The 22,113-nt window shown below is 43.8% G+C and carries 16 protein-coding genes and 3 riboswitches; of the genes, 9 read left to right on the top strand and 7 right to left on the bottom strand.

The window, feature by feature from the left end; genetic code table 11:
- Positions 1-2 precede the first annotated feature (2 nt).
- Positions 3-217, bottom strand: a riboswitch (cobalamin riboswitch).
- A gap of 65 nt (positions 218-282) precedes the next feature.
- Entirely contained in the window at positions 283-846 is a 564-nt protein-coding gene (locus K6V30_RS24985; RefSeq protein ID WP_055271568.1) for a DUF2284 domain-containing protein, read from the bottom strand.
- 35 nt (positions 847-881) lie between these two features.
- Here K6V30_RS24985 and cobO point away from each other — a divergent pair, with 35 nt between their 5' ends.
- Positions 882-1,421 carry a cob(I)yrinic acid a,c-diamide adenosyltransferase gene (cobO, locus tag K6V30_RS24980; protein ID WP_255323281.1) on the top strand — a complete coding sequence of 180 codons (540 nt, stop codon included), beginning with the start codon at positions 882-884 and terminating at the stop codon, positions 1,419-1,421.
- 5 nt (positions 1,422-1,426) lie between these two features.
- Here the strand turns inward: cobO and K6V30_RS24975 are convergent, their stop codons facing one another.
- The 5 genes from K6V30_RS24975 to K6V30_RS24955 all read right to left on the bottom strand — a co-directional run bounded on the left by K6V30_RS24975 (position 1,427) and on the right by K6V30_RS24955 (position 6,802).
- The gene (locus K6V30_RS24975; RefSeq protein WP_010539331.1) at positions 1,427-3,112 is read right to left on the bottom strand and encodes a putative transporter; all 1,686 of its coding nucleotides are present in this window, start codon (positions 3,110-3,112) and stop codon (positions 1,427-1,429) included.
- Between the two features lie 285 nt (positions 3,113-3,397).
- Positions 3,398-3,609, bottom strand: a riboswitch (cobalamin riboswitch).
- 50 nt (positions 3,610-3,659) lie between these two features.
- Entirely contained in the window at positions 3,660-4,421 is a 762-nt protein-coding gene (locus tag K6V30_RS24970) for an ABC transporter ATP-binding protein (RefSeq protein ID WP_055271572.1), read from the bottom strand.
- Positions 4,418-5,434 carry a FecCD family ABC transporter permease gene (locus K6V30_RS24965; RefSeq protein WP_055271574.1) on the bottom strand — a complete coding sequence of 339 codons (1,017 nt, stop codon included), beginning with the start codon at positions 5,432-5,434 and terminating at the stop codon, positions 4,418-4,420. The genes K6V30_RS24970 and K6V30_RS24965 overlap by 4 nt, the downstream gene beginning before the upstream one ends.
- Positions 5,431-6,567, bottom strand: coding sequence for an ABC transporter substrate-binding protein (locus tag K6V30_RS24960; RefSeq protein ID WP_010539328.1), 1,137 nt, complete (start codon positions 6,565-6,567; stop codon positions 5,431-5,433). Before K6V30_RS24960 ends, K6V30_RS24965 begins: the two co-directional genes overlap by 4 nt.
- 97 nt (positions 6,568-6,664) lie before the next feature.
- Positions 6,665-6,802 (bottom strand): hypothetical protein, encoded by a 138-nt coding sequence (locus tag K6V30_RS24955; protein WP_153880817.1) that lies wholly within the window; start codon positions 6,800-6,802, stop codon positions 6,665-6,667.
- 474 nt (positions 6,803-7,276) lie between these two features.
- A riboswitch (cobalamin riboswitch) is annotated at positions 7,277-7,471 on the top strand.
- A 145-nt stretch (positions 7,472-7,616) separates the two neighbouring features.
- Here K6V30_RS24955 and K6V30_RS24950 point away from each other — a divergent pair.
- The 7 genes from K6V30_RS24950 to K6V30_RS24920 all read left to right on the top strand — a co-directional run bounded on the left by K6V30_RS24950 (position 7,617) and on the right by K6V30_RS24920 (position 18,184).
- The gene (locus K6V30_RS24950; RefSeq protein ID WP_010539327.1) at positions 7,617-8,594 is read left to right on the top strand and encodes a DUF4465 domain-containing protein; all 978 of its coding nucleotides are present in this window, start codon (positions 7,617-7,619) and stop codon (positions 8,592-8,594) included.
- A 27-nt stretch (positions 8,595-8,621) separates the two neighbouring features.
- Positions 8,622-10,391 carry a PKD-like domain-containing protein gene (locus K6V30_RS24945; RefSeq protein WP_022301996.1) on the top strand — a complete coding sequence of 590 codons (1,770 nt, stop codon included), beginning with the start codon at positions 8,622-8,624 and terminating at the stop codon, positions 10,389-10,391.
- Between the two features lie 2 nt (positions 10,392-10,393).
- On the top strand, positions 10,394-12,601 hold the full coding sequence (locus K6V30_RS24940) for a DUF4971 domain-containing protein (protein ID WP_055271576.1): 2,208 nt from the start codon (positions 10,394-10,396) through the stop codon (positions 12,599-12,601).
- A gap of 132 nt (positions 12,602-12,733) precedes the next feature.
- A complete protein-coding gene (locus K6V30_RS24935; RefSeq protein WP_022301994.1) occupies positions 12,734-13,795 on the top strand; it encodes a DUF5074 domain-containing protein in 1,062 nt (353 codons plus the stop codon).
- 57 nt (positions 13,796-13,852) lie between these two features.
- Positions 13,853-15,889 carry a TonB-dependent receptor plug domain-containing protein gene (locus K6V30_RS24930; protein WP_168166728.1) on the top strand — a complete coding sequence of 679 codons (2,037 nt, stop codon included), beginning with the start codon at positions 13,853-13,855 and terminating at the stop codon, positions 15,887-15,889.
- Positions 15,890-16,023: 134 nt separating this feature from the next.
- Positions 16,024-17,535 (top strand): cobyric acid synthase, encoded by a 1,512-nt coding sequence (locus K6V30_RS24925; protein ID WP_055271580.1) that lies wholly within the window; start codon positions 16,024-16,026, stop codon positions 17,533-17,535.
- 13 nt (positions 17,536-17,548) lie between these two features.
- Positions 17,549-18,184: a cytidylate kinase-like family protein gene (locus tag K6V30_RS24920; protein WP_055271582.1), complete on the top strand. Its 636-nt coding sequence runs from the start codon at positions 17,549-17,551 to the stop codon at positions 18,182-18,184.
- A 103-nt stretch (positions 18,185-18,287) separates the two neighbouring features.
- Here the strand turns inward: K6V30_RS24920 and K6V30_RS24915 are convergent, their stop codons facing one another.
- Positions 18,288-19,952, bottom strand: coding sequence for a putative transporter (locus K6V30_RS24915; protein WP_010539320.1), 1,665 nt, complete (start codon positions 19,950-19,952; stop codon positions 18,288-18,290).
- Positions 19,953-20,211: 259 nt separating this feature from the next.
- Between K6V30_RS24915 and mutA the strand changes: the two genes are divergently transcribed.
- A complete protein-coding gene (gene mutA, locus K6V30_RS24910; RefSeq protein WP_010539319.1) occupies positions 20,212-22,113 on the top strand; it encodes a methylmalonyl-CoA mutase small subunit in 1,902 nt (633 codons plus the stop codon).

Raw genomic sequence — 22,113 nt, 5'->3', positions numbered from 1 at the left:
GTGTAAATCAGAGCATCAAGGCAGGTCTTCTGACTCATCTCTTCTGACAACACCTTCCCAGGTTTGTGAACCCAGTGGTTTCAAGTTGCAGTTTTGCTCTGACAGGCAGAGCCAAGATTTACAGCAGCAGGTTCTGTTGCCGGTTTGCACGGCATTCCCTTTTCATTCCTTAACAGTATGTCCACTGTTTTCGGAAACCTTAACGCTACAAAGGTATAAAGTTTTGTTAATATCTTGTTTGTTTTATCAAAAGAATTTTTGTTTGTTCTGATATTGAATCGTTTACAGGTCTTTTTGTATATCTCCGAATATTCCGCTTACTAACAGTAAGTATTCCGGCATCCTGTCTTTATCTCCCCATTTTAATTCAATATGTAGTAGTTCGGATGCTGTTTTACCTATATCGAACCCACAGGCTTCCAGTGACGGACGTACCCGTTCGGGATATAGGCAAGGTTTTCCTTCTGTGCGTGTACATGTGGGGCAGAGCAGGCAAGAGACGGGAAAGAATGCACGTCCTTTATACGTTTTTTCCATTTCCAGCAGTAATTCATCTGTCCGTTTCCGTTCAGTCTCCATCATTTCTTTACCGAAAGAGATAACATCTGTAATTCTTTCCGGATGTAGAGGAGTTATTTTCGTCCCGATAATCAAAGCTGTTTGGCATTGGGAAAGGTAATGATCTACATTGAATGAGAATGGAGGACATGCCCAATAAGTGTTATAGCGGGTGCATTGCCGGCAGAATCCGATAAATTTTTCGGCATCCCGATAGTTTGCCATGTATTCGGCAACGGGAATGGTAGCGGTAAAGTCTTCAGCAATATAGTCTTCTCTTGTTTTCATATCACAAAGATATAGTTTATTTTTGTACTGCGGTTATTAATCATTCAGAGGAAAATCAGATGGAAAAAGGATACATTCATATTTATACGGGTGATGGAAAAGGAAAGACGACGGCAGCATTCGGCCTGGCAGTCCGTGCCCTTTGTGCAGGTAAAAGCGTATTCATCGGGCAGTTTGTCAAAAGCATGAAATACAATGAAACCCGTATGGTTGAAAAGTTCGACCGGATTTCGATAGAACAGTTCGGCAACGGATGTATGCTGACCCGTGAAGCTACGGAAGCAGATATCCGTGCGGCACACGAAGGGTTGACAAAATGCAGGGATGTTCTGCTTTCCGGAGAATATGCAGTCGTTATATTGGATGAATTGACCATTGCCCTCTTTTTAGGTTTATTGGAACTGGATGATGCGTTACAACTGTTGCGTAGCAAGCGTCCGGAAACGGAGGTCGTTATTACCGGACGCTATGCACCGCAGGAGTTGATTGATATAGCCGATCTTGTCACCGAAATGCGGGAAGTAAAGCATTATTATAAACAAGGCGTATTGTCGCGTGACGGAATAGATCGTTAGCAAAGCTATCCCAACGATAGAATCAATAATTGTGCCGTCAGCACCCGCAGAAACATGGTAAGCGGATAGACTGTAGCATAACCTACGGCTGGTGCATCGCAGGAAGTGAGGTCATTGGAGTATGCCAGTGCCGGCGGGTTAGTGGTAGAGCCTGCCAGAACACCGATTAACGTGAAGTAATTCAGCTTGCAGTAATAACGTCCTACCAATCCCGTAATCAGAAGAGGCAGAATGGTGATGATAACTCCGTAACCCACCCATATATATCCTCCGCCATGAATGATGGTATCTACGAATCCTTCTCCTGCTCCCAGACCTACACAAGCGAGGAAGATGGAAATACCGATTTCACGGAGCATCAGGTTGGCGCTTATGGTAGTGTAAGTAATCAACTTATATTTCGGTCCGAAACGGCTGATCAGAATAGAGACGATGAGCGGACCACCTGCCAGTCCCAGTTTCACCGGTTGGGGAATACCCGGGAAGGCAAAAGGAATACTACCCAGAATACAACCCAATGCGATACCTATAAAAATAGGAATCAGATTAGGGTGATTCAGGCGCTTCATTGAGTTACCCAGTACTTTCTCGGCATGAGCAACGGCAAGCTCGGTACCAACGATGGTGACACGGTCGCCCATTTGCAACTGCAGCTGCGGGCCGGCAACCAAGTCCACTCCCGAACGGTTGATGCGGGTAATGCTTGCTCCGAAGTTATTTCGTATTTTCAGTTGTGAGAGAGTCTTGCCGTTGAGTTCCGGTTTGGTTATCAGGATGCGGCGTGAGATGAGCTGTTTGTTCAGCTGTTCCCATTCCATTTTTATTTCCTTGCCGAAGAAGATGGTGATTGCTTCCACATCAATCGGTGTAGAGATGACTAGGATAATGTCTCCTACATGTATGACCGTTTCAGAGTTGACCAATTCTGTTTCTCCTCCTTCACGGTGTTTGATACGTGAAATGACGAACTTACGATTCAATAACGGACGAAGTTCTTTAATCTTGATACCGTCTACCGATTCGTTTCTTACCTCGATGGAGACAGGACGTACGGTAAGTTCCTGCAAATGTCCCAAACCTACTTCCGCTTCTTTTTCTTCCTGTGCGGTATTGATGCGCAGAAGATATTTCAAGGCGAGCAATGACAGGATGATGCCTACGACACCCAGCGGATAGCTGACAGCATATCCCAATGCTATATCGGGGGCGTCTATACCGTTCAGGTCACTGTTGGCCTGCTGCGCAGCTCCCAGTCCGGGGGTGTTGGTGACGGCTCCGGACAAGATACCTACCATGGTGGTAATCGGAGTTCCGGTAGTAAAGTGGAGAATAACGGTGATTCCTACTCCCAATGCCACTACCAGCACAGCCAGCATATTCAGCGTGAAACCTCCTTTCTTGAAGGCCGAGAAAAATCCCGGTCCTACTTGCAGACCGATAGAGTAGACAAACAGAATCAATCCGAACTCTTTCAGGAAGTGGAGCAGGTGCTCGTCCAGATTCATGTTGAAATGACCGAATACGATTCCGACAAAGAGTATCCAGGTGACTCCCAGAGATACTCCCCGTACTTTAATTTTTGCCAGGATGATTCCGAACGCTATGGTCAGCGACAGAATCAGCACGGAGTGTGCCACTCCTCCACCCCAAAGGTTGGGGTAACCTTCGAATAAATTTCTTAGAACTTCCATTTTGATTTTTATATTATATCATGATATTTTGTTGTGTTAAAAGTATCCCCGGAGAAATCACTTCTACAGGGATACGCACACATTGAGTATGACGACTTTGAGCCGTCTCTTAGTTATTTGTAATAGAGAGAATCATTCACTTAAATTTCTTCCGTTGATGTCGGGCGGAACATAGTCTCTATTTTTGCTGATATTAATGATGTCAGCAATTTGATTTGCATATTGTTTTTCCATAAACGGTTTGTTTACATCATTACTGTCTTTCTATCCCACGAGTAAAAACAGTTGTCAAGATACTGAATGGCAGGTCTTCTGACTGACTTCCTCCCTGATGCCTTCCCAACTTGGCATTATCATAACAAGTCAGTGGCTAAAGTAATTATCAAGAAGTTGAACGAAGCTTCACAGCAGCGGGACTGTCCGGGATTTCCACCCGGTTCCCTTTTAATTCAGACAGTTGATATGGCTATCTGAAACCAATTCACGGGCAAAGATAAGGAATTTATGGAGAAACCAGATGGATACCATGTATTTATTTCATGTGGGTTCATTCCTGTTTGATACGCACCCGCATTTCTTTTGCGTCAAACGTAATTGATTCGTTACGGAATAGTCTTTCTATGTGGCCGCTGGCTATCATTTCAGAGGTGGAAAGGGTATATAATTGCGGATTATCAATTAGCATGATAGAGTCGCAAAGTGATAGGGCGATATCGAGGTCGTGTGTGGAGAACAGGATGCATTTGCCTTCTTCCTGTGCCAGTCTTTTCAGGAGCAGGCAGAGTTCGTAGCGGTTGGGCAGGTCCAGAAAAGCGGTTGGTTCGTCAAGCAGGATGACGGGGGTATCCTGTGCGAGGGCACGCGCTATCATGATTCGTTGGCACTCGCCGTCGGACATTTTATCCATTGTCTTTTCTGCGTAGTCGGTCATGCCGACCAGTCGCATGGCATTGTCCACCCGGCTTTGGTCTTCCGGTTGTAACTGTCCGATCCAGTTGGTGTAGGGGGCACGGCCCAATGCTACTACGTCTTTGCAGCGCAGATTGGCGATGCGTACTTTATCGGTGGTTACAAAGCTGATGTTTCGTGCCAGCTTTTCCGGTTTCAAGGAGGTTATATTCTTTCCTTGCAGGATGATTTCTCCCGATTGAGGCTTTTCCAGTCCCATCATGGCACGGAGCAGGGTGCTCTTTCCTGTTCCGTTGCGTCCCAGCAGTGCAACGAGTTGTCCGTCTGTGATCCGGGCGTTTACCGTTTTCAACAGCGTACGCTGTCCGTATCCTAGTGTCAGTTCTTTAAGCTCGATCATTTGATTATACGCAAGTTTTTAGCTATTCCCCATAAAATAACCGGAACACCCAGCAGGGCAGTGATACAGTTGACCGGAAGCAGAAACTTCTTGGCGATGATGTCGCAGAGAAGCATACTGATGAATCCGGTCAGCATGGTGCCGGGGACGAGTATTCGGTGGTCGGCATTGTTAAACAGTAACCGGGTGACGTGGGGAACAGCCAGTCCGATGAAACCGACAGGGCCACAGAAGGCGGTGACCGTTCCAGTGAGCAGTGCGGTGGATATGAAAATAAAGGTACGCGAGCGCTTGATATTCATTCCCATGGTCTGCGCATAGTTCTCGCCGAGTAACAGCAGATTTAGTGGTTTGATGCAGGCTACGGAAATCAGCAGCCCCAGGCACAGCATCGGAATCATAATTCCTAGTTGAGTGGCTGTAATGTGGCTTAATGATCCCATTGACCAGAGCGTGAACATTTTCAGTTGTTCGGCAGAACTCAGGTATTGCAGTATCTGGATGATGGCACCTGCCACGTATCCGATCATGACCCCCATAATCAGTACACCGAGAATATTTTTTACTTTCCGGCTGACAATGGCTACTCCCAATAAAATGGCAGCTGTTCCTACCCAGCCCGAGCCGACGATACCCAGCGATTGAAGGACCGGAAACTCCGTCCATCCGAGCAGCGGAGCTCCTAGTATAAAGAGCGCTACTCCCAATCCTGCACCGGAACTAACTCCCAGCAGGTAAGGGTCCGCCAATGGATTCTGGAATACCGTTTGCATCTGCAGACCGCTAACGGAGAGCGCCACACCTATCAGTGCCGCTACCACTACCCGTATAAACCGGATGGAAAGGAGAATGTTGCGTGTCATTTCGTCGCATTCGCCTCCGGTGAGTACAGCCCATACTTTAGAGATGGGGATATACGTATCTCCGGTTGCCATATCTATCAGTAATAATAGTACGGCAACCATACTTAGCGTAATGAATAAGAGGGCGGTACGTTTGTGGGGCTGTTTCATTCCAGATGCCTGTAGTAATAGAGTGAGTCGGATACAAGTTCAGGGTGGAAAATATGAATCAGATCGCGCAGTACTATGTCGGGACGTACTACTGCCGATTCCCAGTACTCGTTACCACCGGTAGCGGTCAGTCGCAGATTGTTGTTGTATGCAGTCTTTTCGCGAACGGATTTCGCATCAGTGAATTTAGGATTGACGGCTTTCAGTTCATCCAGTGTAGAAGCCATGCCGACATTAATCCAGTAGTCAGCTTTTTGTATCAGTCCGTAGGCAGTTTCCAGTCCGATGGGGGCGGAGCTGTTGGAAGTGTTCTCCTTATATATATAGTCTGCTCCTGCGTCGTTTACCAGTTGTGCCATATAGCTTTTGGTGGAAGGCATTATCCAGCTATCGTTCCAGGGGGTATTGAACATTACGGTAGGGCGCTGCTCTACCGATGCCGTAAGGTCTTTCAATGTCTGATAGCGTTTCGGAATTTCGCTGAATATTTCGATTCCTTTTTCACGGCTGTCCGTCAGTTCGGACAGGGCAACCATCCATTCGGCTTTGCCGAGCGGTGATTCTTCCAGATATTCGCCTACATACATATAAGGTATAGAGAGTTCTTTCAGTTTGTCCGTTACAGCGGTTTGTGCGTCTCCGATGCCGTATAGCAATACAACGTCGGGTTTCAGGCCCAGCAATAGTTCATAATTCATTTCCGGACCCATGTCTTTAATGGAGTCTTTGTGCGCAATGATATACGGATTGGATACGTAGTCGATGCCCGATACGGCTACAATTCGGTCTGCCTGTCCCAGCGCGTCGAGCATGGCGATGTAGGAAGAAGACATACATACAATCTGTTTTGCTCCGGCAGGAATGGTGGGACCTGTGAATCCGGCGGGTGCCTGTTCGCCATTTCGTGATATGAAGTAAGACATTTCTACATCTTTGGCTCCCTGCCACGGGTTGAATACTTGTATCAGGGTGCTTTGAACGTTGTCTGCACCCAATATTTTAAATCCGGAAGCATATTCCGGTGTATATATATCCTGATTGAATGCTTCGAGAGAAGTCTTCTTGTTTGATACGCAACTTACCAGTAATAGCAAGGAAGCCAGTATGAAAGCGGAGATGGATTGTTTTATCATTTTATTTACATTTAGTTGTAACTGTCTTGTGAACATGTGATGCAAATATATTAATTGTTTTCTAATATGTCATTATTAAGTCTCTATTAAATTAGTTTTAGGCTTCCTCTCCAAGTGAATTAAACATAGGTTTTGCTCCCATGCTCTCACTTTCTGCCTGTATCGCTTTGTTCATCGGCGTTTCAGCTGTGGTAGCAACTGTGGTGGCAGAGTGGGAGCAAGCTGTTGCTCTCACTCTGCATCGCCTTGCAATATGTGGTTTTCTTAATGTTATTGTTTGATTTGCAGGGTGTTAACGCCTGTTGTGTCAACTATTAATGATTGACATGTCAGTCGTTAATAATTGAGAAATCAGGTGTTAATAGCTGATGACTCATGTATTCTTGACTGAAAAATGATTTAGTACTTACTGAAAGAACAGGTTAAGCGAAATTGTAGCTATGGTCAAGTTAATCAAATGGATAGGTGTTTCAGAAAGTTTCAAGCGCTTGAAACACTTTGTTTCACCGTATGAAACACTTTGTTTCATTACTTGGAACACATTGTTTCAAGGCATGAAACAAAGTGTTTCAACGGTTGGAACTGATCTTGGAACTATTCTTCATTCATCATTTCAATAGTTCTTCATTCAAACTGGCGTTCAGTCGAAAAAATGGAAGATTAAGGCGTTAAATAAACGGCAAAAAAGATAAAACATAAAAAAAAGATTTATCTTTGCAAATGTAATGGTTCCTGAAAAGATTATTTCGTTCAGGATGAAAAGGGAATCCGGTGAGAATCCGGAACAGTACCCGCTGCTGTAAGTCCCCCTTAATGATTATCGTATTTTTGCCACTGGTGTAGACACTGGGAAGGCGCGATAATTGGGACGAGTCAGAAGACCTGCCATAACTAGGATAGATTTACACCTGCGGGATTGAGATCAGGTTGTGGTCAGATACGAAGTCATTCATATTTGGTACCTCATATAGCCCCGTTTGTGTAACTCTTACACAAACGGGATTTTTTTTTGTGAGAGTTAACATATTATTCATTTAAATGAATGAGTTATGAAAAAGAATTTGAATTTCTTGATGGGTGCTGTCTTATTGATGGCAACAGTGTTGTTTGCCAGTTGTAATGCAGAAGATGATTTTCTCGTATCCCCGGTGGATTCTACAGGTGCTGTAACACGTTCGGTTACTACCGATCCGTATGTTATTGATTTTGCTAATGTACCCGCAGCTTATACCGCTTCGGATAAATACGGTGCTAATCTTTATACCGGAGGTGCGGGGCAAATCACTGAAGGCTACAAGGTACAATTAGGCAACAGTGGAACGTATGTACAGTTTCCTGTTAATTATCTCGAACAAGAATGGGGAGAAGAACCCCGCCCGTGGCAATATGACTATTGGAATGGCGGCTTGGCTGTTTCGGATTATACGGATATTACTGACGGTACCTATTTGAATCAGTGTAGCGTATATAACGGAGGAATAGCTGGTGTAGATAATGATAAGTTCGTTGTAGCCTACGGATATAGCGATTTTTACAATGATCCGCTTTCTACCTATGACAAATGCGCAAAGATCTATCTGACAGATGCTACCGGCTATACAGTTGTGGAAGAAGGAACACCGGTTGAGGGAACAGTAAAAACAGGAACTTTCAACAGTGTATATGTCTGCAATACGACTTATTCGCAAATTGTCATGCGGGATGGTAATTCATTTACGACTGGTGGCAAATCACTCGAAGAGCAGGAAGGTTGGTTCAAGGTTGAATTCATCGGCTTCGCATCGTCCGATACTTCTGTGGCTCCTACGGGTAAAGTCACTTATTATCTTGCCAATTTCGATAAGAGTAAAGAAGAAGAGTCAGGCTTACACGGCGAAATTCGGACCGGCTGGAATCAGGTTGACCTGACAGATCTCGGAACGGGTGTTCATATGGTTGTCGTTAATTTTGTCGGTAGTGACAAGAGTGATTACGGATTGAACACACCGGCATACTGTGCGTTAGATAACCTTTCCATTTCATTGTAATTTTGAAATCTTTAAATAAAATCAGTTGTGAGAAAGTATTTATTGCTCCCTCTATTATTAGCGCTTGTCATTTCTTGTAATAAAGACGATGTTATAACGCAGGAAAATGAAAATCCTCTTATTGAGCTCGACAGCGAAACGGGTGTTTACGTTGTTAAGGTGGGAAAAGAAGTCAAGGTAAATCCTACTTATTCAAATGTTGACTTTGCGGTTTATTCATGGAAGTATAACGGTCGGATTATTTCGGATAGCCCTTCATTGACTTATACTTTCAATCAATCTGGTTCATATTATGTGACTATCCGGGTGGATACCCCCAAAGGTAGTTCCGAAGAAGAAATCCGTATGGAAGTGAATGAACTCGCTCCGCCGGTTATCTCATTAGTTGTTCCGACCGGTGGGCTGAATGTGCTTGCCGGCCGCGAACACAAAATAACACCGGACATTCAGAATGCGGAAGGAGCGATATTCCGGTGGACTCTGAACGGGAAAGAAGTAGGTACAACTGCCGAATATACTTTCAACGAGCAGGAGTTAGGCTCCTATAAACTAGTACTTTATGCGAAAAATGAAGATGGCGATACTTCGAAAGAAGTAGTGGTCAATGTAGTAGACAAATTATCGGCTGATGCAACCATTGTTGCTCCGTCATTTTATACAGAAAACCTCGTAAAAACAGTTGCTTTGGGGCGTACTCTTTATCTCCGACCGTATGTTAACATATCGTCTGTCGCCAATTATCAATGGAGTCTGGATGGAGAACCTATCAGTGGAGCCAATTCACTGATGTATGCATATACACCCGAAGCGAAGGGAGAACATACGCTGACCTTTGCTCTTTCTTACGGAAACAGTGCTGCTCAGAAACGGATCACACGCAACATTAGCGTGACAGGTACGGATAAAATATCGTTGGATATTCCGGTTGCATGCATTGATGCATCCGAAAAGCGTCCTTACACGGAAGGTTGTTCGTTGAATAGTAATAAGGTATATGAATTTATACCGGCACCCGGACAATTCGTGAATGAGACGAATACAGCCGGATATACCGGGACGGAATCTACACAGGAGGCAGCTATCGCCTATGCGGAAAATAGACTGGCAACCACTTCCTATGTTTCACTCGGTGGCTGGGGAGGTTATATTGTCGTAGGTTTCGACCATAGCATCGAAAATAAGGGCGGCTATGACTTTTCTATCATAGGCAACGCATTTGAAGGATCGTCCGAGCCGGGTATCGTATGGGTGATGCAGGATGTAAACGGAAACCAACTGCCTGATGACGAATGGTACGAACTGAAAGGTTCTGAATATGGAAAGAACGGTACTATTCAGGATTATGCAGTGACTTATTATCGTCCCGGTGGTGCAAAAATGGCAACTCAGTGGGCTGATAACCAGGGAAATGTAGGAGAGGTAGATTACCTCGGGGGATATCATCCTCAGGCTTACTATTATCCGCTCTGGATTAAGGAAGATTCTTATACATTGTATGGAACGCGGTTAAAATCTAAAACCGTAGAGTCTCGACCGGGATTCTGGGAAAATCGGTCGTTCGAATGGGGATATGCTGACAATGTAGGCGATGATATGCCTTCGAAAGACAATCCCAATGCCTCGTCTATCAGTAATTATTTCAAGATATCGGATGCTGTAAATTTGGATGGATCATCGGCGAATCTTACGCATATTGATTTCATCAAAGTGCAGACCGGCGTCAATGCTAAAGCGGGATGGCTGGGTGAGAACTCAACAGAAGTTTACGGATTTACAGATGAAAATAATAAGAAATAGAAATGAAACAATTATTCAAGATATTGATGATGGCGGTTTTTGCTACGGCATTTATCGCTTGTAACGACGATGACGGCGTCTCTTTTGTCGGCAAAGATAATTATATCGTCGCATTTTCACTTACAGTAGACGGGGTGACATACGATGCTTCTATTACCGAAGGTAAAATCAAGGTAAGCATACCTTATAATGTATCTCTCGAAAATGCGAAAGCATCGTATACGTTGAGTGAGAATGCCCGAATCAACCCCGATCCGGCAGAAATCACCGCATGGGACGAAGAATGGCAGTTTATAGCTACGGCGGATAACAAAGAAAGCCGTGTTTATCATTATACCTATGAGTATAGCGATATTTCCAAGAGCGGAAATGTCGTGTTAGAGACACAGGCTGACGTTGATAAATTCAAAGCCACACAGATCAATAGCATCGACGGTAACCTGACAATTGGTACGGATAACGGTGACGGTATTGAAAATCTTGATGGGCTCTCCAACCTGGAGAGTGTAACCAACTCTATCATTATCAAATCATCTTATAAGGGACAAAATTTGGAAGGATTAGCCTCGCTCAAACATGCAGGCAGTATAAAGCTCGGTACTCTTTATAAAATGTCGGACAATGAAACGCTTGAGGATATTGCATTACCGGCATTGGAGGAAATTACCGGTGACTTGATTTTGCGTAATGCCCTGGTTAAAAATATCAATCTGCCATTATTGGCATCAGTCGGAGAAACATTTAATATCACGACAGATAACCTTACCTCTGTCAATGTCAATATGCTCTCCTTCATAGGTGATGATCTTACGCTAATCGGTTCGACTACTGCTACGGAAAGTTCCGATATCGAATCAATCGTTTTCCCCCAGCTCAAAAAAGTGGGTGGAAACATGACAATACAGTACCAGAAAAGCATGACATCTATTTATTATCCTGTGTTGGAGGAAATCGATGGAATGACAACTCTTGATCAATGTTCTCAGATGCCGGGGCTTGTATTTCCGGAATTGGTTCGTTCCGGTGGTTTCACATTTACTCAATGCTCGGCTTTGTCGGATATTCAGGCTCCTGAAATGCTAAAGAGCGGGGAAATCTATATCCGAAATTGCAGCAACGTTAACAACATTGATTTTTCAAAAATGACAGAAGTCGATGGAGATTTATATTTAAACAGTGGAACAATAAAAGATCTGACAGGCTTTGCTGCTTTAGAGACAGTCAATGGAGTGTTTACTTTGACGGGGGTGAAGAACGTCTCCGATTTTTCTTGCCTTTCTCATCTGAAAAATGTAAAAGGATTAAGCTTAGGGGGTGTCGGGATTACGGAACTTGATCTAAGAGGAATTGACTTTAATGGAGGAGAACTTCGGCTCACATGTGAAAAATTAGCCACTGTGAAAGCGGACGATACATTCAATGGTAGCATTTATATTAGACCGGATAATACCTCGCGAATTACTTCTTTTACTTTTGAGGGCTTTTCTGTAATCAATGGTAATTTCGAATCGGGGAATTTTAATTATGTCACAGCATTCACATTGCCGATGAAAATCATAAAAGGAGATGCGATTATTGCAATTAGTGGGGTGACAGCTGCTCCAGTTAAAGACATTGATATCCCAAATTTGACAGAAGTCGGGGGGAGTCTTGCTATTCAGCAAATACCTAAGGCGGCTGCCAAGTGTTCTTTTGGTAGTCTTATGAAGGTTGGCAAGTCTCTGAATATGAAGGTCACGTCTTTAAGATGTGGTGTAGAAATGCCTAAGTTGCAATCTATCGGGGAAGCCTTCACTTCAGAAGAAAATAAGGTGTCGACATGGCAGATTAGTGATGAGGAAGAATTTAACTATCCGGAACTGACTATTATCAATGGTAGCTTGACTATTAATACTGGTGCGAAAACTGATTTTAAGATAGAAAAATTTTCGTTTCCTAAGTTGAGGGCGATTGAGGGTGGACTGACAATATCACCGACGCGAATTACAGATGCGTATCGAAATGAGGCGCTCACCACACTTGAATTCCCATCATTGGAAAGCGTCGAAAGCATCAAAATAGTAAATCAGAATGCCTTAAAGAATTTTAGTACGTTTGCGCCGTTATTTACCAAAAATATTCTTACGGAGACTTCGCAATGGAGCGTGTCTACATGTGGCTATAACCCTACTTATGCAGATATGAAAGCGGGGAAGTATGAAGAACCATAATAGTCGCTGATCGAAAAGAGAATGGAGTGCCCGATTATAAACGGACACTCTTTCTTGCGTTTAATGGTATCCTCATCAAGTCCGTAGCGCGATTGTAGTAACAAATGAATTTATATATTATAGGAGGTAACAATGAATCGAATTTCAAAATTGCTCGTTTTTCTTGTTTTGATAGCCTTTACCGGTTGCATGGAATGGGATTACGGTAAAATGGAAGACTTCTCCGCAACAGGGGAAGGGCTTTTTATTACAAACGAAGGTAATTTCCAGTATGGGAATGCTACTTTATCCTATTATGACCCGGAAACGAAAACTGTGGAGAATGAGATTTTCTACCGGGCTAATGCCATGAAGCTGGGTGATGTAGCCCAATCGATGACAATCCGCAACGGCGTTGGCTGGGTGGTGGTCAATAATTCTCACGTCATTTACGCTATCAATATTAATACATTTAAAGAGGTAGGACGTATAACGGGGCTGACTTCTCCACGTTATATCCATTTCCTCTCGGACGAGAAAGCCTATGTCACGCAGATATGGGATAACCGCATTTTTATAGTCAATCCCAAGACTTATCAGATTACCGGATATATTGATTGTCCCGACATGACTACAGAGTCCGGATCGACGGAGCAAATGGTGCAATATGGTAAGTACGTGTTTGTGAATTGCTGGTCGTATCAGAACCGTATCCTGAAGATAGATACAGAAACGGATAAGGTGGTGGATCAACTGACTGTGGGGATACAACCTACATCATTGGTACTGGACAAAAATAATAAGATGTGGACAATAACCGATGGGGGCTATGAAGGCAGCCCGTATGGCTATGAAGCTCCGTCGCTTTATCGGATCGATGCCGAGACGTTCCAGGTTGAGAAACAGTTTAAATTTAAACTTGGCGACTGGCCTTCCGAAGTGCAACTGAACCGGGAAGGTGATATGCTTTATTGGATCAATAAAGATATATGGCAGATGTCTGTCGATGCTGACCGTGTCCCCGTGCGTCCATTTCTTAAGTATAGTAATACGATATATTATGGGTTGACGGTCGATCCGAAAAATGGTGACGTATATGTGGCAGATGCCATTGATTATCAGCAAGACGGCATTGTATATCGTTATACGAAGGAAGGAAAATTAATAGACCAATTCTATGTAGGGATTATTCCCGGAGCATTTTGTTGGAAATAACCAAAAGGGAAATATATGGGAAAAAAGACGAAATGGATCATTTTTACTATAGCTGTCATGTGGGGCATGCCTACTGTTCTCCGGTCACAGCAAACGGAAAATAAGCAAAATTGGGCGGAAAGAGGAATACGGCTTCGTGAAGTTGAAATCAAGGCCAAGCGCCCAATGAAAGATATCGGCGTGCAGAAAACAGTGTTTGACTCACTTGTCCTGAAAGAAAATATAGCTTTGTCGATGGCTGATGTGCTCACATTCAACTCTTCTATCTTTGTGAAGAATTACGGACGCGCTACGCTCTCGACTGTTTCTTTTCGTGGAACATCGGCTTCACATACGCAGGTGACATGGAATGGAATGAGAATAAATAGCCCGATGCTGGGTATGACCGACTTTTCTACAATTCCATCTTACTTCATAGACGATGCTTCTCTGTTGCATGGCACTTCATCTGTCAATATGGTGGGCGGTGGTTTAGGTGGTTTGGTACAACTTTCTACTATACCTGCCGATCAACAAGGATTTGGTATGCAATATGTTCAGGGAGTTGGTTCCTATCGGACGTTTGACGAGTTTCTACGTCTGACGTATGGAGACAAGCATTGGCAGGTATCGACCCGTGCGGTCTATCAGTCTTCACCTAATGATTTTAAGTTCCGCAACCGCGATAAGAAAGAGAATATCTATGATGATAATTATACGATTATTTCACAATATTATCCGGTCGAACGTAATAATAATGCGTCATTTAAGGACTTACATCTTTTGCAAGAGGCGTACTACAACACAGGTAAGGGTGACCGTTTCGGACTGAATGCATGGTATATTAACTCTAACCGGGAATTGGGACGGTTGACGAGCGACCAGAGTGACGGAACTCGTTTTGAGAATCGTCAGCGGGAGCATACATTGCGCAGTGTTCTGTCGTGGGATCATACACGCGAAAACTGGAAGTTGGGGACGAAAGCCGGTTATATCTATACATGGATGGCGTATGATTATAAAAATGATAAAGGGAATGGAGATATGGCTTCCATGACCCGTTCGAGAAGTAAAATCAATACTCTTTACGGGCAAGTGGATGGCGAGTATTTTTTAACGGAAAAGTTACTTTTTACCGCCGGGCTGTCGGCACATCAGCATTTTGTGAAAAGTTCGGATAAAAATATCATTACCCTGGTTGGCAATCGGGCGGTGGTCGGTTATGATAAGGCACGTGTAGAACTTTCCGGTACTGTATCGGCAAAATGGCGTCCGATAGAACGCTTGGGGATGTCAGTGGTATTGAGGGAAGAAATGTACGGTGATAATTGGTCGCCGATTATTCCTGCTTTTTTCGTCGATTATGTTCTGTCGAAAAAAGGGAATATAACAGCTAAAGCCTCCATAACACGCAATTATCGTTTTCCTACGTTAAACGACCTTTATTTCCTGCCGGGAGGGAATACGGATTTAAAGCGTGAGAGCGGGTTTACTTATGAAGCCGGATTGTCATTTGCTGTGGGTAAGGATAATGTTTACACCTTGTCCGGTTCAGCTTCGTGGTTTGATCAACATGTCAATGACTGGATTATTTGGTTACCCAATTTTAAAGGGTATTATTCTCCTCTTAATATCAAAGAAGTGCACGCTTATGGTATAGAAACGGAGGCGGATCTCGCATTACGGTTGGCTAAGAACTGGAAATTGGGAGTACATTCTACTTTTGCCTGGACCCCTTCGATTAATGAAGGTGAACCGATGAGTTCGGCTGATCAGTCATTGGGAAAGCAGCTGCCGTATGTACCGGAATATTCGGCTACGTTGTCAGGCAGACTGTCTTATCGTAGTTGGAGCTTGTTGTATAAGTGGTGCTATTATAGTGAACGCTATACCATGACAAGTAATAAAAAAACATTGACGGGGCATCTCCCTCATTACCTGATGAGCAATGTGACTCTTGAGAAAGGATTTTCACTCCGTTGGGCGGATTTGTCATTGAAAGGAACAGTCAATAACTTGTTTAACGAAGAATATCTCTCGGTATTGTCTCGTCCGATGCCGGGAATTAACTTTGAATTCTTTATTGGCATCACGCCTAAATGGGGAAAGAAGTAAGTGTATTTGATAATGCTGTTTTCTTATTAGATACAAAATATTAAAAGATTATACTGGAATTAAAATCTCTATTGTTTTGTGGTATCTTTGTAATATCCTCAAAACGATAGAGATTTATTTTTAGATATGTAGAGATGGAAAAGAAGAAACTCAACTCTTTTATGCTTGCCGGAACAGGGAGCGATGTAGGTAAAAGTGTATTGGCTGCGGCTTTTTGCCGCATTCTGAAACAAGACGGTTATACTCCTGCACCGTTCAAGGCGCAGAATATGGCATTGAATTCCTACGTTACTCCGGAAGGACTGGAAATAGGGCGGGCGCAAGCCGTACAGGCGGAAGCAGCCGGACTGTCGTGTCATGTAGATATGAATCCGCTGTTATTGAAACCCAGTACGGAACAGACAGCCCAGGTTGTGCTGTGCGGTAAACCGGTTGGTGACCGGAGCGCATATGAGTTTTTCCAGAAGGAGGGACGCAAGGAACTGCGTAAAGTGGTGAATGACGCGTATGACCGATTGGCGAACCAATACAATCCCATTGTCATGGAGGGTGCCGGAAGTATTTCAGAAATCAATCTTCGGGATTGTGATCTGGTCAATATGCCAATGGCGATGCATGCAGGGGCAGACGTCTTTTTGGTAGCCGACATTGATCGTGGAGGTGTTTTTGCCAGTGTTTATGGTTCTATCCTGTTGCAGACTCCCGAAGAACGTTCACTGATTAAAGGGATTATCATTAATAAATTCAGAGGAGATATCCGCTTATTTGAAGAAGGTATCCGGATGATAGAAGACCTTTGTAAGGTTCCTGTGTTAGGAGTAGTCCCTTACTACAGAGGAATCTATATCGAAGAAGAAGATTCCGTCATGCTTGAGAGTAAGAATAGGGAAGCGGCAGCCGGTAAAATTAATGTTGCCGTCATCTTGTTAAGACATCTGTCCAACTTTACAGATTTCAATGTGCTGGAACGGGACGAACGGGTACATTTGTATTATACTAATAATGTAGATGACATCACGAAAGCGGATATCATCTTATTGCCCGGAAGTAAAAATACATTGGATGACCTTTATGAATTACGTCGGAATGGCGTGGCACAGGCTATCTTGAAAGCGTCGCAGGAAGGAGCGACGGTTATGGGGATTTGCGGAGGCTATCAGATGATGGGATTGGAAGTGCGTGATCCGGAAGGAGTGGAAGGAAATGTCAGAATGCTGCCGGGACTGGGGCTGCTTCCTGTGATTACCACTATGCAGGGAGATAAAGTAACCCGGCAGGTGGAATTTACTTTTGACGGGACAGAAGCTCTTTGCAAAGGCTATGAAATACATATGGGGAGGACTGTGCCTGCTGAAGGTTCTCCACCATCACCATTCAATCAATTGGCAGATGGACGCGAGGAGGGTTATCAGGATAAACAGAAGAAATGTTTGGGGACTTACATTCATGGAATATTGGATAATCAGCCATTTATTGATTTTCTGCTTGCTCCCTATATCGGTAAACTTGGGCAACAGACATTTGACTATACGGCGTTTAAGGAAGAGCAGTATGATAAATTGGCAGAACATGTGAGAAAGCATATTAATATGCCGTTGCTTTATGATATATTAGAAAAAAGTCGTATGTTTGCTACAGAACCATAAAACAAAATGTACTATGAGCGGTAATTATGTTATCAATATCGGTCGCCAGTTAGGTAGTGGCGGAAAAGAAATAGGAGAAAAGTTGGCAGCCCGTTTGGGTATCGACTTTTATGATAAAGAACTGATCAATCTGGCTTCTGAAGAGAGCGGATTATGCAAAGAGTTCTTTGAAAAGGCAGATGAGAAAGCTTCGCAAGGTATTATTGGCGGGCTGTTCGGTATGCGTTTTCCTTTTATCAGTGAAGGGGCGATGCCTTGTACCAACTGTCTGAGCAACGATGCCTTATTCAAGGTACAGAGCGATGTAATCCGTCGTCTGGCAGCGGAGAAATCCTGTGTGTTTGTCGGACGATGTGCCGACTATATTTTGCGGGAGCATCCCCGTTGTGCAAATGTCTTTATTTCAGCTTCGAAAGATGACCGTATCGCACGGTTGTGTCAGATGCATCATATTGACGAAGAAGCAGCGGAAGAAATGATAGAGAAAGCGGATAAAAGACGTTCTGAATATTATAATTATTATAGTTATAAGACATGGGGAGCAGCTGCCACTTATCATTTGTGCATTGATTCTTCTTCATTGGGAATTGAAGAAACTGTGCGGTTTATAGAAGAGTTTGTGGCGAAAAAACTGCAACTTAGATTTTGATTGGAAAGAAATACAAAAGTAAAAAAGAAGAGATAAAAAGAAAGCCGGCTGAATTCATCGAAGAATTTGGCCGGCTTTATTATTGATAAGAGCTGAGCTCGATTTACATCATTGCCAGTAAGATCATTTGTCCCGTCAGAATACGGAGGAACATGGACAACGGATAAACGGTAGAATATCCTACTGCAGGAGCGTCGCCGGATGTTGTCTGGTTGGCATAAGCTAATGCAGGAGGGTCAGTGTTACTACCGGCTATCAATCCCATCAGGGTGAAGTAGTTCACCTTATAATATAATCTGGCGATAGAACCGATAATAAGCAATGGGATCACCGTAATCAGGAATCCACAGCCTACATATAATAATCCGTCTCCTTCGACCACCGTTTGCACGAAATTGGCACCGGCATCTATACCGACGCTGGCAAGGAAGAGTACAATACCGATTTCACGAAGCATCAGGTTGGCACTCATTGTGGTATAAGTCACCAGATGCAGCTTATGACCGAAACGTCCGATCAGAATGGCTACTACCAACGGACCGCCTGCCAAACCTAGCTTTAGAGGCGTCGGCATACCGGGGAATGCGATCGGGAGACTACCCAAAAGGATACCTAAGAAGATACCGACAAAGATAGTAACGATATTCGGTGTATCCAGACGTTTCAACTGATTACCTAGTACACCTGCTACACGGTCTACAGCATCTTGTTGGCCTACTACCATGACGCGGTCACCCACCTGCAATATCAGATTAGGATCAGCGAACAGGTCCATACCCGAACGGTTGACACGGGTAACGTTTACGCCATACATGCTGCGGAAGTGCATAGATCCCAAAGTCTTGCCGTTAATTTCCGGTTTGGTAACCAGGATACGGCGTGAAACCATCGGAAGGTCTTGTTTTTCCCAGTCCAGTTCCACTTCTTTACCGATGAATACGGTAATTGCGGGAGCATCTTCTTCCGAGCAGACGATAAACAACTGGTCGCCCACATTGAATATGGTTTCATGATTCGGAATACTTACATGTCCCTCGTGACGAATACGCGAACAAACAAAATTACGTCCCAGAAATTCTTTGATTTCAATTAGTGTCTTTCCGCTGATAGATTCATTGCGTACTTCGAGGCTCATCATGTGAGGTTTGTGATGTGCATCTCCGCTTTGAGCTTTCAGACTCTCTTCCTCTTTCGTCATGTTGACACGGAAAATGTAGCGGATGGCGATGATAGAACCAATGATACCTACCACACCAAGCGGGTAAGCGCAAGCATAACCCAGTGCAATCTGTGGTCCGTTATAGCTCAGCTGATTCAGTGCTTCGTTGGCAGCACCAAGTCCCGGAGTGTTCGTCACAGCTCCGTAGAGGATACCTACCATCATCGGCAATTCTACACGACCGTCCCAAAGGTAATAGAGTCCCAGTGCAACGGCAATATTTAACACTACGATGCCTACAGCCAACAGGTTCAGCGTCATTCCCCCTTTCTTGAAAGAAGAGAAGAACGATGGCCCCACCTGAAGACCGATACAGAATACGAACAAGATCAACCCGAACTCGCGGATGAAATGTAGGATGTGTGTATCGGCTGTGAAGCCGAAATGTCCCATTAGGATGCCGGCAAACAAAACAAATGTAACCCCCAGAGATACTCCGAATATCTTTATTTTACCGAGATATACACCGGCTGCCACTACGAAGGCGTAGAGGAACACGATATGTGCCACGGAACTGGGGTCCCACAATAAACTTTGTAACCAATCCATAAATATTAGTAGTTTTTATAATGTTCTTCTAAAAACGGGTGCAAAATTACTCATAACATTGGAGCTAATCAAATATTTCCCGTCTTTTATTTTCCCGGGCAAATGTCCGACATTGTGCAAGTGTACAGTGCGAATTTTCTCTAAAAAAGAGCTTTGTTTTAACTAATTAGTTATATTTGCAGGTCTAACGACGGACATTTGGAAAGAGATACATAAAAATAAAGACAATATTAATTCTTGTTTTAATTTTAGATAAACTATGGCAGACAAAAAAGAAAAACTCTTCTCAGACTTTTCTCCTGTCTCCACCGAGCAATGGATGGAGAAGGTTACAGCCGACTTGAAAGGTGCTGATTTTGAGAAGAAACTCGTTTGGAAAACAAACGAAGGATTCAAAGTGAAACCTTTCTACCGGATGGAAGATCTGGAAGGTTTAAAGACAACAGACGCGCTTCCCGGAGAATTTCCCTATCTGAGAGGTACCAAGAAAAACAATAATGAGTGGCTGGTTCGTCAGGAAATCAAGGTAGAATGTCCGAAGGAAGCCAATGCGAAAGCGTTGGATATCCTCAACAAAGGAATTGATTCGCTTTCTTTCCATGTAAAAGCAAAAGAACTCAATGCAGAATACATTGAAACACTGTTGAATGATATTCAAGCTGAGTGTGTAGAACTTAACTTCTCTACCTGTCAGGGACACGTTGTTGAGTTGGCTAATCTGCTGGTAGCTTATTTCCAGAAGAAGGATTATGATGTGAAAAAGCTGAAAGGCTCTATCAATTATGACTTCTTTAACAAGATGTTGACCCGTGGTAAAGAAAAGGGGGATATGATTCAAACAGCCAAAGCCCTGATCGAAGCTATCCAACCACTTCCTTTCTATCGGGTACTGAATGTAAATGCAATCTCACTGAACAACGCAGGAGCTTACATTTCTCAGGAACTGGGTTATGCGCTGGCTTGGGGTAATGAATACATGAATCAATTGACGGATGCCGGGATTCCTTCTGCCGTAGTAGCAAAGAAAATCAAATTCAATTTCGGTATCAGTTCCAATTACTTCCTCGAAATTGCGAAATTCCGTGCGGCTCGTATGTTGTGGGCTAATATCGTAGCTTCTTACAACCCGGAATGTCTGCGCGATTGTGATAATAAAGGTGCTAACGGAGAATGCCGTTGTGCTGCGAAGATGGCTGTTCATGCCGAAACCTCTACTTTCAACCTTACCTTGTTTGATGCTCATGTGAACTTGCTTCGTACACAGACAGAAGCGATGAGTGCTGCATTAGGTGGTGTAGACTCTATGACAGTTGTTCCGTTTGATAAAGCATATTCAACTCCGGATGAGTTTTCAGAACGTCTTGCACGCAATCAACAACTGTTGTTGAAAGAAGAATCTCATTTCGATAAGGTGATTGATCCGGCTGCCGGTTCTTATTATATCGAAAATCTGACAGTGTCTATTGCTAAGCAAGCATGGGAGCTCTTCCTTGCTGTAGAAGAAGCCGGTGGTTTCTATGCGGCGTTGAAAGCCGGTACGGTTCAGGCTGCTGTGAATGAAAGCAATAAAGCCCGTCATAAAGCAGTTGCCCAGCGCCGTGAAGTGTTGCTGGGTACCAACCAGTTCCCTAACTTCAATGAAAAGGCAGGTGACAAGAAACCGGTAGAAGCAAAATGTTGCTGTGGAGGTAAAGACCATACTTGCGAGAAAGATGTGGATACATTGGTGTTCGACCGTGCTGCCAGCGAATTTGAAGCGTTGCGTCTTGAAACGGAAGCATCCGGTAAGCGTCCGAAAGCGTTTATGCTGACTATCGGTAATTTGGCAATGCGTCAGGCACGTGCACAATACTCTTGCAACTTCCTGGCTTGTGCCGGTTATGAAGTTGTCGATAATCTCGGATTCGAAACAGTTGAAGCCGGGGTAGAAGCTGCTATGGCTGCTAAAGCCGACATTGTTGTCATCTGTTCAAGTGATGATGAATATGCTGAATATGCAATACCTGCATTCAAAGCATTGAATGGTCGTGCTATGTTTATTGTAGCAGGTGCTCCTGCCTGTATGGACGAACTTAAGGCAGCAGGTATCGAGAACTTCATCCATGTTCGTGTCAACGTACTGGATACCTTGAAAGAGTTTAACGCCAAACTATTGAAGTAA

Source organism: Bacteroides faecis, assembly GCF_020091505.1.
Taxonomy (GTDB): Bacteria; Bacteroidota; Bacteroidia; order Bacteroidales; family Bacteroidaceae; genus Bacteroides; species Bacteroides faecis.
The sequence above is the reverse complement of the archived record's forward strand: the minus strand, read 5'-3'. Positions and strand labels throughout refer to the sequence as shown.

Excerpts from the sequence above, each read along its gene's own strand:
- K6V30_RS24985 (WP_055271568.1), bottom strand. The coding sequence starts at position 846 with ATGAAAACAAGAGAAGACTATATTGCTGAAGACTTTACCGCTACCATT.
- K6V30_RS24975 (WP_010539331.1), bottom strand. The coding sequence starts at position 3,112 with ATGGAAGTTCTAAGAAATTTATTCGAAGGTTACCCCAACCTTTGGGGT.
- K6V30_RS24970 (WP_055271572.1), bottom strand. The coding sequence starts at position 4,421 with ATGATCGAGCTTAAAGAACTGACACTAGGATACGGACAGCGTACGCTG.
- K6V30_RS24965 (WP_055271574.1), bottom strand. The coding sequence starts at position 5,434 with ATGAAACAGCCCCACAAACGTACCGCCCTCTTATTCATTACGCTAAGT.
- K6V30_RS24960 (WP_010539328.1), bottom strand. The coding sequence starts at position 6,567 with ATGATAAAACAATCCATCTCCGCTTTCATACTGGCTTCCTTGCTATTA.
- K6V30_RS24950 (WP_010539327.1), top strand. The coding sequence starts at position 7,617 with ATGAAAAAGAATTTGAATTTCTTGATGGGTGCTGTCTTATTGATGGCA.
- K6V30_RS24940 (WP_055271576.1), top strand. The coding sequence starts at position 10,394 with ATGAAACAATTATTCAAGATATTGATGATGGCGGTTTTTGCTACGGCA.
- K6V30_RS24935 (WP_022301994.1), top strand. The coding sequence starts at position 12,734 with ATGAATCGAATTTCAAAATTGCTCGTTTTTCTTGTTTTGATAGCCTTT.
- K6V30_RS24930 (WP_168166728.1), top strand. The coding sequence starts at position 13,853 with ATGTGGGGCATGCCTACTGTTCTCCGGTCACAGCAAACGGAAAATAAG.
- K6V30_RS24925 (WP_055271580.1), top strand. The coding sequence starts at position 16,024 with ATGGAAAAGAAGAAACTCAACTCTTTTATGCTTGCCGGAACAGGGAGC.
- K6V30_RS24920 (WP_055271582.1), top strand. The coding sequence starts at position 17,549 with ATGAGCGGTAATTATGTTATCAATATCGGTCGCCAGTTAGGTAGTGGC.
- K6V30_RS24915 (WP_010539320.1), bottom strand. The coding sequence starts at position 19,952 with ATGGATTGGTTACAAAGTTTATTGTGGGACCCCAGTTCCGTGGCACAT.
- mutA (WP_010539319.1), top strand. The coding sequence starts at position 20,212 with ATGGCAGACAAAAAAGAAAAACTCTTCTCAGACTTTTCTCCTGTCTCC.